We start from the raw sequence: 13857 nt of genomic DNA on the forward strand, positions 1-13857 counted from the left end.
GAGGGGAGAAGGGGGAGAAATTCTTCCCAGTTCCCAGTCTCTAGTCCCTAGTTCCCAGTCCTAAAATTATGCTTCAACACAAACTACTTGGTCGCAAAACATTACAACCACTACTCTTAACTATTAGCCTAGTGACAATTTCGCTGTTACCAATTCCACCCTCACTAGCAGAAACTTCCTCGATACCTCGGCCTTCAAATGCTCCTTTGGAACTAGACTTATTAACCAAACCAAAGGGTGCTGTGATTACAGCTAACACTATTGACCCAAAAGGATTGACCGTTCCCAGTTTATGGTGGGCACAAGAAAACTCAGAGAACAAGCTGTTGGATAATTGGATAGCATATCCACTTTCTGAGAAAGAAGCTAGGCGAGTAGACCTAGTAGTAAATCAGCAAATCTGGAGTTTACTAAGCTATCTAGAACGCTACAGCTTTGTGAATCGCTTGGGTAGCTTAGCACGTAAGGACGGTTATAACGTTCGGATTTTCAATTATCAACAGGAACTGTTAGCAACCTACACTTGTAACTTTCAGATAGACCCAGCATTATGTAATATCCGAATAAACGCTCAGAATAGGTTAGGGCTAAAGAAAGTGTAGCATTAGTATAGTAAGCCTTTTTGAGCTTCAGTAGTGTGGCAATACCAACAGTTAGAACCAATACTTGGGGTACGTTCTCTCGTGTGCCAGATTGTTGAATACCACAGCACACAGTACTAAAATTATTGAACCTTCTAAGGCAGGAGTTAAAAGAAATTGCCAGGATGCTTTGGTCATCATCACAACTAATGCAACTGCTCCTGAAGGAGGGTGTAAAGTTGCAGTCAGTTGCATCATACCAATGGCTGTAGCTACTGCTATTCCCATTGCCCAGGGTTCTGAACCGAAAAGATGTAGAATTATCAGACTAACTAATGCCGCCACAAGATTACCACCAATTACGTTCCGAGGTTGGGCTAAAGGACTGTCAGGTATACCAAAGATCAATACGCTAGTAGCGCCAAAGGGAGCCATTAGTAAAGGAGAATTAGTTTTTACAGAGAGGTAAGCCGTTGCTGCTATTCCAATAAAACTGCCGCACCAACTCCAAAAGATATGTCTGTGGTGAGGTCTATCTAAACAAGATGAACGTCTAGTTCCACGTATTTTAAAGCAGTAGTTTTTCCATTTCTCCTGAACATTTTGATAATTTAACTTGGCTAGATAGCTTGAATAAAACCACCCTTTAGGTGAATAACCTTTCATAATTCTCCAGAGCAACTACAACCAACAGTCCTCAACACCAGAAGATCGAGTGTATTTATTGCCTTAGCTAATCTTCATGGATCAATTAGTTAAAAAAATTTCTCAAGTCTGTCAATAGACGGAATTTTTAATCAAAGCTATCAGCTAAGATCGGCACTTGATGAACAAAACGTTTAATCGCTAAATCAGCATTTTTATTAGAAAAAAATTTAGGTTCATTGATTAAAAAACTTGGTTGCTACAAATGTCATGGATTCATGACATATAAGTTCTAAAGTATCGTTATAACCTGAGCAAAGGAATATAAAAATGATACAAATAAGTAATATTACTTATAAAATATACTTATAAATTTGCTTAGTAATGAATTGTCAGCATCCTGAAGTTTCTTTAAATGCTTTCCTGAACTGCTCAACCTAATATCGAAACTGGTACTTTGTGAGCTAGCTTATCAAATCGGTTGCAACAGCCTTTGCCTTAAGTGTGTAAGTAGAACGGCTGAAATAATTCACGCTATGTCATTGCGAATGGAACGCAGTGAAATGAAGCAATCGCAAAGGTTATATCGATTTTACATTCTGTTACATAGCTAGGTTTATTTTCACCGACTTACTTATATCGCTGATTATCATCCGTTGAACGCACAGCTAGAGATATTGCTTTCTTGAAACCAATGACAATTGCTAGTTTCCTTGCACGGGTTAAGCCCGTATAAAACAAATTCCGTGACAACATAACGTAGTGCTGCATATACAAAGGCAGTATCACCACAGGAAACTCGCAGCCCTGCGCTTTATGGAAAGAGATGCCAAACGCCAATCTAAAAGCTCACCAATCATCAGCGCACCCATTTTCTGAAGATGTTCTCCAGACTACTGGGAAATGGTGCAAAAGCGTGCCATTAGGTTTTTAAAATCGCCCTATTCTTTTCCCCTCATGACATTTATTCCCTTTTCTCCCTCAAAATGAACGAACCTACAGTTTATGCTCAAACCTTCATGCTTTTTTGATTTTGGCGAATAAAGATTCGTACTGTTTTGCTGTTGATGGAGTTAAGGGAAGCAAAAATTCACTTTTGGCGAAAACTTCACGATTACTCAGTAAGATATTACGTAAGGGTTGCTGGATATCGGCAGCGACAATATCTTTAGAAATTGGCGAATTACTTTTGGTCAGCAGAGAAATTTGCTTAGCGATGCTTGGTTGCCAACAAAAATCAATCCATTGGGATGATAAAGCACCCTTGGCAACACCCGTGGGGCGTACCCATAAATCTGCCCAGATTGCTGTTCCTGACTGAGGAATAACAGCAGTAAGTTGCGGATAACGCCCTAGAAGCGGCACTACATCGCTTGACCAACCAACTGCTAGCCAAGTGTCTCCAATAATTAAAGGTTCGAGGTAGGTATTGGAACTATAAAACTTTACCTGTTGGTTTAATGCTCGTAGTTCCCCCTCAAGTTCTGGGATTGTGTCCAGATTCTCTGTATTGTATGATTTTCCTAGTTTCTTTAAGATTAAACCAATTATTTCTCTGGGTTGATCTAGTAAGGAAATGCGATCGCGCAATCCATCTCGCCACAAATCACTCCAATCCTGCGGCTTCCATCCCAATTTTTGGAACTTGTCACGATTGTAAACAATCACCGTACTACCCCAACGGTAAGGAGCAGCCCAAATTTTTCCCTGAGTATCCAAGTTGCCTTGCTCGTTGCGCGTTACCAGTTTCTGCCACCTTTCATCCAAATTAGACCATTGCTTTAACTGTTTGACCTCTGCTTCTTCCAATGGTTGAATTAGTTTTTGCTCAATTGCCGCTTTGAGCCAGTAATCCCCCAATGTCACGAGGTCAGCTACTGCGGTTGTATGAGATTGCCCAAATGGTATGAAGCGAGTCCACATCTGCTTATTGTCGGCTTGCGGTTTTTTCTGCCAAACTTGCAATTGCTGAAATAATTCTCGTATCTGCTCGATAGGGGCAAACTTTAACCGCACCTTTTGTTGCAAACTTTGCTGAAATTGATTAACTACCTGACCTGGAATAGAACCTTTCAGTAACTGCACGTTTAGTTTCGCCTGGTTGTTACCACCACACCCGACCAGCAATTGTGAAAGTGCCAGTCCACCTGTACCTAGCAAAAAAGACCGTCGATCCATTGATTGTCGATCCATTGATTTTGGATTTGAAATTGTGGATTTTAGACTATACATATATAAGCAGAGGAATACCTAGGGTTGAGGCACTGAAAAAAGTGTGAGATTTAATATTTTCCCTATTTACCCTGTAAACCTGCAAATTTTCCCAAATATGCTTTTATACAACTTTAGGCAGATATAGCAGTCCTATTTGATTTAAATATACGGAATTTTTTTCAGCAGTCAAATAGAAATCCTATAGTAATCATATTTTCTGCTTTTGGGCTGTTGCCATTGGTTAACTAAGAAATTTTTGTCCAACTATCGCTGATGAATCCAATCAAGAAATAATATTGTCAGCCTACTGGGGTTTAGAAATATTTCCATATACGAAGGTGACAACTACACAAGGGTAGAAATTATTCTACTAGTCTTGGTCGTAAATTATTTAGAATTTCTTTAGATTTATGGTGTTTATCTCCCTGTAAAAGCAACTATAAAATCCAGTAATTATGTCTTATTTACTGTTAACGACCTTGTTTTTAGCATTTTAATGGAATTGAGCGACAAAGCTTTCTTAATTAAATTTTAAGGATTAAAAATAGATTTTATTTTTAATTTTTAATTTTGAACTACTGATTCATCGCTAGCCAGTTAGGTTAATTGTCAGAGTTTGCTCATAGCTAGACTTTTAGTTTCTTTTATTGATAACGTATTTTGTGCCTGTAAGTGCTTGTTGAGTCATATTTAGCTGTTAATTCCGAAAAAATCAAAATTAAATACTCAATTTATATGTTTTTCTGAAAATAACTGCTAATATCTTAATTTTTATCAATGATAAGGTTGAGTAATACTTAGTAAAAATATTGAGTTTTGTTTATAAGTAATTACTTAAGTATCGCAATCCAACAAATTTTTTGAAAAATTAAATAATTCATAAGTATGGTTAACATAGCTAGTAAATTGAATAACATAGAGAAAATATGCGGATGAGGGTATTAAATGGAGCCATTACAAAATCAGATTTTGACTTTGAGCCAGAAACTGGATGCCCTCTATCAAGTGATTGAGGAGCTTGACGGTAAAGTTGCTCAAGCTTTTTCAGAGTGTTCCATAGCAAATTCACAAGCAAAGGATAATTATCTGGAAAATAGCGATGGTGGTCGCTACCAGTTCAAAGGACATATGAGTTCTTATGCGGAATTAGAACATAAGGATGTATTAATAGATGGCATTTATCCAGATATGAATCGTCAAGGTGGAGATAATAATTTAACGCCAGAAATTCAGATACAACGACTTACAGCTCAATTAACAGCAGCATATAATCGCATTGCTGCTTTAGAAGAACAATTACTTAGAGAGAGAATTCACTAATTAGTCCATAGTTAATATTCCTAAGATTTACCGGAAGCTTGCTGAGTCCGGTAGTTTTGTTTTTGACCGAAAAAAGGATGTAAGGGTATGTGGATGTCGGGTGTAAGGGAAAATGTTGCATAACCTTACACCCACTGCATGTGCAAGCAGTTGAATTAATCTCAGGATTACCACAGGCGATGTCTACGACGGGCTACGCCTAAGCATTTTCTCATGGCAGAGCGATCGCCTTTTCAACTTGGGAACTTTCGTTATCAAGCGATCGCCTGGCACTCTACATTTAATCAAAGCGCATATTTTTGCACAAATTCAGATAATTATGCGCTATTACAAGAGCAAATCCTGTCAAACCCGAACAGCGTGGTAGGCTCAAGCAAATGGCTCAAGCCTGGATTGAATGGGCAAGAGCGAATGGGTACAGATGATAATCTGAAAAGTACATAACAGTTGAATCAGTGATGTCCCATGAATGTTGTCACACCAAAGCGATTCACCATTGACGAATATCATCGGCTGATTGAACTGGGATTTCTACAGGAGGGCGATCGCATTGAATTGATTCGCGGAGAACTAATTCAGATGGTAGCCAAAGGCACACCTCATACAGTCTGCGGATCTATTTTATGCCGCCAATTGGATCGATTGCTGGGCGATCGCGCCGTGATTCGTGGACAAGATCCGATTACCTTGCCAAATCAAAGTGAACCTGAACCAGATGTGGCGATCGCACGCGGCAAAGATGAAGATTATCTCGCCCATCATCCCTATCCTGAAGATATTTTTTTAGTGGTTGAAATTTCGGACTCAACTTTAGATTACGACCAAACAACAAAGTTAGAAATCTACGCAGAAGCCGGAATTTCTGATTATTGGATTGTCAACTTAAATGTTCGCCAACTTGAGCGTTACAGCCAACCGTATCAAAATGCTCGAGGTGAATTCAATTATCTCAGCAAGCAGATATCTTTGCCTCATCAGTCAGTGGCGATTCCTAGATTTGAAGATATCTTATTAGACTTGAGTCGGATTTTCCCCACGATTGTAGATGCTTAGAAATATGCAGAACTGCGATCGCGTCTTTTCTTTGGCAAGCGATCGCCTTTCACTTTACATTTAAGCTTAGTTTTGCGGCAGGCGATGTCTACAAGGGGCTACGCCTACGCATTTGCAACTAAAGAAAGTAGTAACAAATATCTTTGGAGTAGCAAAACTCAACATCAGAACTCGGAACTTTGACCTTTTTACTCGACCATTCGTGTTCAGAACTCCAAACTTCGTGCTTGAAACTTGATTATTTGTGTTCGGAACTCGGAACTTTAAGCTTTTTACTCGACCATTCGTGTTCGGAACTCGAAACTTCAAGCTTTTTACTCAACTATTTGTGTTCAGAACTCGAAACGCCGAGATCAGAGCTTGGATCGCATCTTTAATTTACCAGGCGATCGCTCTTTTTGAATATTAACTCGCCATAACTCCCTCATCCCCCTCATTTCATACCAATTCTTTAAAATTCGACAACAGATTCAAACCCTGAAACCCCAGCTAAATCTGACTTTCTTAATTACGAATTACGAATTACGAATTACGAATTAGTATTACTGCCTTGGACACACCTTAACCGCATCAGGATGGCTAGCTAAATAACCCTTAAGCCACCTGCAACCCTGCGTTAATAAATCATCAAGATTCAGATTCCACAATTTGATGGTTTTGTCATCACTAGCGGAAGCTAAAGTTTTGCCATCTGGGCTGAAGGCGACGCTGTTGACCCAATTGTTATGTCCAGTCAGAGTGGTAATTTCTTTGCCCGTGTCCCGATTCCACAGTTTGATAGTCTTGTCAGAACTGGCAGAAGCTAAAGTTTTGCCATCGGGGCTGAAGGCGACGCTGTTGACCGAATCGCTATGCCCAGTCAGAGTGGTAATTTCTTTGCCCGTGTCCCGATTCCACAGTTTGATGGTGCCATCAGCACTGCTAGAAGCTAAGGTTTTGCCATCGGGGCTGAACACGACGCTTGTGAACGAACCACTCTGGCTGAGCATAGTGGTAATTTCTTTACCCGTGTCCCGATTCCACAATTTGATAGTCTTGTCCCAACTGGCGGAAGCTAAAGTTTTGCCATCGGGGCTGAACATGACGCTGATGACCGAATCGCTATGTCCAGTCAGGGTAGTAATTTCTTTGCCTGTCTGTTGATTCCACAATTTGATGGTATTGTCAGTACTAGCAGAAGCTAAGATTTTGCCATCCAGGCTAAAGGCAATGCTGTTGACCGAATTGTTATGCCCAGTCAGGGTAGTAATTTCTTTGCCTGTCTGTTGATTCCACAATTTGATGGTGTTGTCAGTACTAGCAGAAGCTAAAGTTTTGCCATCTAGGCTGAAGGCAACGCTGTTGACCAAACTGCGATGCCCAGTCAGAGTGGTAATTTCTTTGCCTGTGTCCTGATTCCATAATTTGATGGTTTTGTCAGCACTAGCAGAAGCTAAAGTTTTGCCGTCTGAGCTGAATATGATTCTTCTGACCCAATCGCTATGCCCAGTAAGAGTGGTAATTTCTTTGCTTGTCTCTTGATCCCACAATTTGATAGTCTTGTCATCACTAGCAGAAGCTAAAGTTTTGCCATCTGGTCTGAACACGACGCTGATGACCGAACTACTATGCCCAGTCAGAGTTGTAATTTCTTTGCCTGTCTGTTGATTCCACAATTTGATGGTGCCATCAGCACTAGCGGAAGCTAAAGTTTTGCCATCTGGGCTGAAAGCGATGCTGTAGACCTCAGCGCTATGCCCAGTCAGGGTGTTAATTTTCTTGCCTGTATCTCGATTCCATAATTTGATGGTGTTATCAGTACTAGCAGAAGCTAAAGTTTTGCCATCGGGGCTGAAGGCAACGCTGTTGACCAAACTGTTATGCCCAGTCAGAGTGGTAATTTCTTTGCCCGTCTCTCGATTCCACAATTTGATGGTGTTGTCAAAACTGGCGGAAGCTAAAGTTTTGCCATCGGGGCTGAAGGCGACGCTGTTGACCGAATTGTTATGTCCAGTCAGGGTAGTAATTTCTTTGCCTGTCTGTTGATTCCACAATTTGATAGTGTTATCAGAACTTGCAGAAGCTAAAGTTTTACCATCTGGGCTGAAGATAACGCTGTTGACCCAATTGCTATGGCCAGTTAGAGTGGTAATTTCTTTGCCCGTCTCTCGATTCCACAATTTGATGATATTGTCTCTACTTGCGGAAGCTAAAGTTTGGCTATCGGGACTGAACACAACGCTGCTGACCAGATCGCTATGTCCTTCCAAGCGATTTTGTTCACGAATATTAGATAAAATTTTTTGTAAACTAAACAAAGGACTGTATGCTGGATAGTCTGCTAAAGATTGTTTATCCTTAACTAGACTTTTCAATGTTCCTGCCGTCTCCATTGCTAATAACAGAGCATCTATTTCGTTTGAATCAAACAATCGCAATGCATTGGTTCCGTCTTGTTCCAATCGCGTAGCCGTTAAAGCAACTTTTCTGGCATTAACTGCCGCATTCAGAGCAATTTGTGCTTGCTTTTGTTCTTGCCTTGCCCGATTTAAATCTGCAACAGCTTTTTCACGCTGCTGTTGTGCTTCTTGGCGTTGTTGAATTGCTTGGTTTGCCTGTACTTCAGCTTGACTAGCCTTCGCGCTAGCTGCTGCCACTTTGTTTTGGGCTAGTTTCAGGTTTCGCTGTGCCTGATTCACTTGGATATTTGCAGCATTCAGTTTTGAAGTTGCGTTACTAAGATTCCGTTTTGCCTGTGCTGCTTGTTCCGATATCCTTTGATTGTCGCGTGATATTTTTTCATTGTCTGCCGATATCCGCTGATTATCTTGCTTGGTTGTTGCGGTTTCTGTTTTTGCTTTTTGTAATTCGGTTTGGGCATTATCTGTTTCTGCCCTTGCTGTTCGTGCTTGTCCCAATTGATATTGAGCCAATATTAATGATGCTATTGCCCCCAGCACAGTCAGTCCTAACACCAAAGAACCAATACGAATCCGTTGATTAGCTTTGTGGTTCGCCTCTGCTAAAACTTGTTTTGCCTGTTCCTCTGCCTCCAGCCTTTTCTGCACATCGCGCTTTTCCAACTCTTGGCTAGCAGCTAAAAATTGATAGTCTAAGTCACTTAAACTTTTACCGACTGCCCATTCTTGAGCATCCTGCAAAGTCTTTCCCCGCAACAAGCGCGACTCATCTTGACGTTCAGATTCAACCCAAGCGTTCAATGCACCGGAGTAAGGACGCAATTTTGCCAGAATTTTTTCAGCCCACTCCTGCTTAAATACCTCTGCGTAAATCCGGTTATAAATTCGCAGCTTCCCATCCCGCTTTACCACCAACCCCGTCAACCGCAGTTCCGTTTGTTCAGGACTATCATCAGATGCTATCTCTCCCTGCTGCGAAATCTGCTGACACAACCCCAACAATCGCCCAGTCCGCTGTTCCCCACTCCGCATGATTCTGTCACGAATCGTCTTCAAATGCTCCGGCTCGTCCTGCGCTTCCCAATTCTCAATAATCCGCTTTCTTACCAACTCTTCTACCCAATCCCCAGCCGCTAGTCCCCAGTCCCTAGTCTCCAGTCCTCCCTGCACCAGCAATTTACAGACTTTTTGTGTCAAAAACGGTTGTCCCCCCGTCCAGTCCAGCACCACCCGCATCAATTCTTGAGAATCACCCACCTCTGCCAATCCTTGTGCCAAGGGTTGCGCCTCTTGGAGTTGAAAGCCAGTTAAATCAATTGCCTGTCCAATATTAAAAGGTGTGCGGCGTTTGTCTTGAATCAAATCTGAAGGCGTAGATACCCCAATCAAAGCAAAGGTGAGACGGTCATAATCAGGATGGTCAGCGCGTCGGTTGTAGCAATCCCGGATGACTGCAAAAAAGTCATCCAAGTTAAAGGAAAGGCTGAGAATACTATCAATTTCGTCAATAAAAATAACAATCTTTTCAGTAATTTTTATAAGTAAAACCGTTTCAATAAACTTGCTCAACCGCTGCACTGGTGACAGCAAACCGTTATCAGTCCACCAAGTATCTAAATCAAACTCATCGTAAATATTAAAACTACCAACCAGCGTATCAATTACCCCCGCATACCATTGTTCTGGGGTAATATCTGCCGTCCCAATTGCCGTAATATCAATAGCAGCGCAGGCAAATCCCTCTGTTTGCAACTGCTGCATCACCTGCACCCGCAAGCTAGATTTGCCCATCTGCCGGGAGTTGAGAACATAACAGAACTCCCCAGCTTTCAAGCTTTCATAAAAATCATAGTCAGCTTGCCTTTTAACATAAGTTGGCGCATCTTGGGGGAGACTACCCCCGACTTGATACTGATACTGCGTCATAGACTGTTTGCTGTGAATGATATGGCTTAAGATTGCTGACCAAACAATTACGAATAGGACTTACGCAAAAACCTCTCAAACCTCTTGTACAGACGCGATTAATCGCGTCTGTACTTCTGCCTCCTGCCTTCTAATTAATTCCCAGGCGATCGCAAAAATATTGTCTGTATAAATCACACAAAGGTATCACATCATTACCCTGAAACTTCACTAACCCCATACTGCGGAGTTTAAAAGCTTCTTCTGCTCCCACATCTACAGCACAATCTGCTGTCACCACTTGTTTGATTGCATCCAGTAATTCTGCGTCTGTTTGCAAATTTAGCCAATGGCGGCGCAGATGATCGCTGTAAGGGCCTTCCTCAGTTGCAGCGATTTGCTGTAGTTTCGGGAGCGTTATTCTACCACGAGCAATTTCATAAAGCGCCACCCGCACTAAATAAGGATGGCCATCCACTAACTTTCTCAACTCCTGCACTTGTGAATCAGACCAATTAATTCCGTGACGCTTTACCAAATCAAGCACCTGTATTTGATTCAAGTCTGGTAATTCAATTGGTAAACCCACATTAAAAGGTGACTGATTGATGTTAAGTGGAATGTAAACTTCTTTAGAATGTACAATTAACAACCGAAGATTTTTCCAGACTGCCTCATTTTTCGACCTCTCATGCCAAGCTCGCAAAAGTCCAAAAAATTGTTGAGCAAGTTGGATATGCTTAAAGACCTCATCCACTTCATCTAAACCCAACACAATAGGGGCGTTAATCGTTGGTAACAAATATCGCTGAAAGTAATTTGTACACTTGTTATTGCTACCCAGAACGCCCTTCCAATAATCACCTAGCTTATCTGGTAGATTCAATTCATTAGTGATACTGGCGCAAAACCACTGCAAAAACTGCTCCAAGCTGTCAAGAAATTCTGCATCTGCTAACTGAAAATTCAAAGATGCAGTTTGATAGCCTTTTTGACTAGCATGGCTAAGAATCCGCGACATTAACGAGGTTTTGCCCATCTGCCGAGGAGCTTTAATCCGAATTAAGGCACCAGGTTGGAGAATAGTCTCATAACAGTCTGCTTCAATCGGCGGACGCTCAACATAGAATTGAGAATCTAGAGGTACTTGTCCTTCTGGATTCTCTAAGAATACTGGTACAGCTTGTATTCTTTGCCTATCCTCAACTGCATTCCTAATTTTCAAAACTGGTGTCGAATATTCTGGAATGCTTTCTATGTCAATGGCACTACAGCCAAACTCGTATGCATCTTCATAGGATCTACCAGCTCCGAGTGCGTCATAAAAACCAACGGCAAACTTAATAGCTGCCCTATCTCCCAGCGCCTGATTCATCCCAATTACACAGTTAATATGTTGGTAAATTGCCTCAGCCTGTACTTCGCTATAGCAAGCGTTCAATAGAACACACTCAATCTTGTCCTTAAATAACTTAAATAATCTTGCCAGCGATTCTGTGTTTACCAGCTGCATTTGCCCTGCATTATCTTCCAAGGCTAAACCTTCATCCCCTGCACCATGTCCGCAAAAATGGACAATCTGAGGTTCGCGATCTAAAAGTGCCCGACGCAAATCATCAGTACGTACTGCCAATTTAGCGATAATTTCAAACTCGTCTCTGCTTTTAGAACGTTCCAACCCAGCCTGAATTTCTCTTACTTCCTCATTCAAGCGCAACTGGTTTGTATTCGTAGGATTAGCTGACAAAATTAGGATTTTTTTCACAACGATATCAACTATTAAACGCAGGCTTATTACCTAGACGTAGTTTACTACAGTAAATATCTGGTAAATTACTGTTAAACCACTACTTTTATCAGACAAATAAATAATTTTGACTTCATTATGAATGTAAATATATCGTTCCAGGACTTTTTGGCTTATGAACTGTGGTTATTGATTAACAAAATTTTGTTCTCTATAGAAAGTAATTAAACTACTGAAAAAGTTTATTATTCAGCACTATTTTTAGGAAAAAGTTATGGCTAAACTTGTTGCGATCGGCGATAGTTTGACACAAGGTTTTCAAAGTGGAGCAATTTATAGAACTGATTGGTCTTTTCCAGCGATAATTGCTCGTTCGATGGGCTTAGAACTGCCTAATGATTTCCGCATACCCCGATTTCCTGGAAGTGGACTACCTCTTAATATCGAAGAGGCTTTGCGGTGGATGAAAACTCAATTGGGTGCAGACATTGACCTTAGTGAGTGGATAGTTCGATTTCCTGTGCTATTGGGACGATTCCTTGATGAGGTAGAAGACCTGTACGAAAGAGGAACAGGGTCTCGTCCAGCTGCCTTTGGGGGTGTTTATCACAACTTGGGAGTTTGGGGATTTCGAGTCGCTGATAGCTTCACCATTACTCCTAATTATTGTCAAAAGGCAATTGAGAATGAAGAGGGATGGATACAAGATGATTTTTTAGGGCTGCCGACGGCATCAATGTACCGTACTGCATTGAGAGTTCTCAATCCCAAACTACGTCGAGAGCGAATGGACTGGACACAGCTAGATAATCTCAAACAGATTGTCAATGAAGAAGGGGTAGAAAACCTAATTCTCTGGTTTGGCGCTAACGATTGCTTAGGAACAGTCCTCGACTTAGAGCTGAAAGATATGGAAGATACTAACGTTACTACCGATGCGATCGCCAGAAGAAAATGGAATTTAACTAATTCCCAAGTCTTTCATCATGATTTCACTCAACTTGTTGAAAAGGTGAAGGGAATAATTCCCAGCGATACAAAAGTTTTCGTCGGTACAGTACCCCATGTCACAATCCCACCTGTGACTCAAGGAATACCACCGTTTGATGGCAAGTACTTTCAGTATTATGGTCGTTTCTTTGCCAAAAAAGAAAATTTTTCCCCTCTTCTACAAAAACATCTAGAACGCCAGAAAATCCAGCAAATCGATGCAAGGGTTGACAGTTTTAACCAATCAATCCGGGATATTATCAGACTTCAGAGTAATAATTGGCACGTTATAGATACTTGTACCATTCTAGATGCACTAGCCGTCAAGAGAAACGAGATGCTTGACGCACCCGCCCGCCCTCTCATAGACTACTACGCAGCTCGAGGACTTAGCGATCACCCGCTATTGCGACTTTCTCCAATACCAAGTATTCTCCGCTTAGATGTACGTGATGGCAACAGATATGCTGGAGGTTTATTCAGCTTGGATTGTGTCCATCCCAGCACAATAGGTTATGGAATAGTTGCTGAAGCATTTTTATCTGTTATGAAGCAAGCTGGAGTCTCTGATACTGACCCAGTTCGTATCAACTGGAATGAAATTATTGCCCATGATTCACTGCTTCAAGTTCCTCCACTACTGTGGGAGAACATCATCTCCGCTGCCGAGAAGAATTCTATCCTGTGGGATATTATTTTCAGAGTTATTTACTAAATAGTAAAGTGATGGATTAAGTTTACAACCTAAGCTTGACTAAATTCAAGGTGATTTTATATTACCTCTATCACAAGAAGCATTTATAAATTTCAAATTGTTGATTTTCTAAATAGATTGCAAGATTATTCTCTATCGCAATTTGCATAATAAAAATAATCTAAAAAATTGCTCAGAGTCATACTAAGTCTGTAATCCTCTCTTAGTGTTAATTATGGGTCTATAATTAGGTTTTTTAAATTCAAGTAAACCTAATCAATAGTTAATGATGGTTATTTTTCCAATTTA

The 13857-nt window shown here is 41.0% G+C and carries 9 protein-coding genes and 1 pseudogene; 5 read left to right on the plus strand and 5 right to left on the minus strand.

Annotated elements, in window-relative coordinates:
- The first annotated feature begins 68 nt into the window (after positions 1-68).
- Positions 69-602, plus strand: coding sequence for a hypothetical protein (locus RMY31_RS08995; RefSeq protein WP_322663175.1), 534 nt, complete (start codon positions 69-71; stop codon positions 600-602).
- Positions 603-653: 51 nt separating this feature from the next.
- Here RMY31_RS08995 and RMY31_RS09000 read toward each other — a convergent pair whose 3' ends face one another.
- From RMY31_RS09000 to RMY31_RS09010, 3 genes and pseudogenes are all read right to left on the minus strand, one after another.
- On the minus strand, positions 654-1247 hold the full coding sequence (locus RMY31_RS09000) for an HPP family protein (RefSeq protein WP_322663173.1): 594 nt from the start codon (positions 1245-1247) through the stop codon (positions 654-656).
- Positions 1248-1856: 609 nt separating this feature from the next.
- Positions 1857-2066: pseudogene (locus tag RMY31_RS09005) on the minus strand (ATP-binding domain-containing protein); the annotation flags it as partial.
- A gap of 177 nt (positions 2067-2243) precedes the next feature.
- Positions 2244-3404, minus strand: a complete 1161-nt coding sequence (locus tag RMY31_RS09010) for an extracellular solute-binding protein (RefSeq protein WP_322663260.1) — start codon at positions 3402-3404, stop codon at positions 2244-2246.
- A gap of 981 nt (positions 3405-4385) precedes the next feature.
- Here RMY31_RS09010 and RMY31_RS09015 point away from each other — a divergent pair.
- The 3 genes from RMY31_RS09015 to RMY31_RS09025 all read left to right on the plus strand — a co-directional run bounded on the left by RMY31_RS09015 (position 4386) and on the right by RMY31_RS09025 (position 5813).
- The gene (locus RMY31_RS09015) at positions 4386-4760 is read left to right on the plus strand and encodes a hypothetical protein (RefSeq protein ID WP_322663171.1); all 375 of its coding nucleotides are present in this window, start codon (positions 4386-4388) and stop codon (positions 4758-4760) included.
- A 213-nt stretch (positions 4761-4973) separates the two neighbouring features.
- On the plus strand, positions 4974-5204 hold the full coding sequence (locus RMY31_RS09020) for a hypothetical protein (RefSeq protein ID WP_409877805.1): 231 nt from the start codon (positions 4974-4976) through the stop codon (positions 5202-5204).
- Positions 5205-5225: 21 nt separating this feature from the next.
- A complete protein-coding gene (locus RMY31_RS09025) occupies positions 5226-5813 on the plus strand; it encodes a Uma2 family endonuclease (protein ID WP_322663167.1) in 588 nt (195 codons plus the stop codon).
- Between the two features lie 542 nt (positions 5814-6355).
- On the opposite strand, the gene RMY31_RS09030 is transcribed toward RMY31_RS09025, so the two are convergent.
- Together RMY31_RS09030 and RMY31_RS09035 are read right to left on the minus strand one after the other, a co-directional pair.
- Positions 6356-10138, minus strand: coding sequence for an AAA-like domain-containing protein (locus RMY31_RS09030; RefSeq protein ID WP_409877806.1), 3783 nt, complete (start codon positions 10136-10138; stop codon positions 6356-6358).
- Positions 10139-10268: 130 nt separating this feature from the next.
- On the minus strand, positions 10269-11882 hold the full coding sequence (locus tag RMY31_RS09035; RefSeq protein WP_322659489.1) for an AAA-like domain-containing protein: 1614 nt from the start codon (positions 11880-11882) through the stop codon (positions 10269-10271).
- A gap of 256 nt (positions 11883-12138) precedes the next feature.
- Here RMY31_RS09035 and RMY31_RS09040 point away from each other — a divergent pair, with 256 nt between their 5' ends.
- Positions 12139-13569 (plus strand): hypothetical protein, encoded by a 1431-nt coding sequence (locus RMY31_RS09040; RefSeq protein WP_322659490.1) that lies wholly within the window; start codon positions 12139-12141, stop codon positions 13567-13569.
- Positions 13570-13857: the final 288 nt, after the last annotated feature.

The organism is Dendronalium sp. ChiSLP03b, from assembly GCF_034531165.2.
GTDB lineage: Bacteria > Cyanobacteriota > Cyanobacteriia > Cyanobacteriales > Nostocaceae > Dendronalium > Dendronalium minutum.

What these genes read in the sequence shown, in the direction of transcription:
- RMY31_RS08995 (WP_322663175.1), top strand. Translation starts at nt 69, where the DNA reads ATGCTTCAACACAAACTACTTGGTCGCAAAACATTACAACCACTACTC.
- RMY31_RS09000 (WP_322663173.1), bottom strand. Translation starts at nt 1,247, where the DNA reads ATGAAAGGTTATTCACCTAAAGGGTGGTTTTATTCAAGCTATCTAGCC.
- RMY31_RS09010 (WP_322663260.1), bottom strand. Translation starts at nt 3,404, where the DNA reads ATGGATCGACGGTCTTTTTTGCTAGGTACAGGTGGACTGGCACTTTCA.
- RMY31_RS09015 (WP_322663171.1), top strand. Translation starts at nt 4,386, where the DNA reads ATGGAGCCATTACAAAATCAGATTTTGACTTTGAGCCAGAAACTGGAT.
- RMY31_RS09020 (WP_409877805.1), top strand. Translation starts at nt 4,974, where the DNA reads ATGGCAGAGCGATCGCCTTTTCAACTTGGGAACTTTCGTTATCAAGCG.
- RMY31_RS09025 (WP_322663167.1), top strand. Translation starts at nt 5,226, where the DNA reads ATGAATGTTGTCACACCAAAGCGATTCACCATTGACGAATATCATCGG.
- RMY31_RS09030 (WP_409877806.1), bottom strand. Translation starts at nt 10,138, where the DNA reads ATGACGCAGTATCAGTATCAAGTCGGGGGTAGTCTCCCCCAAGATGCG.
- RMY31_RS09040 (WP_322659490.1), top strand. Translation starts at nt 12,139, where the DNA reads ATGGCTAAACTTGTTGCGATCGGCGATAGTTTGACACAAGGTTTTCAA.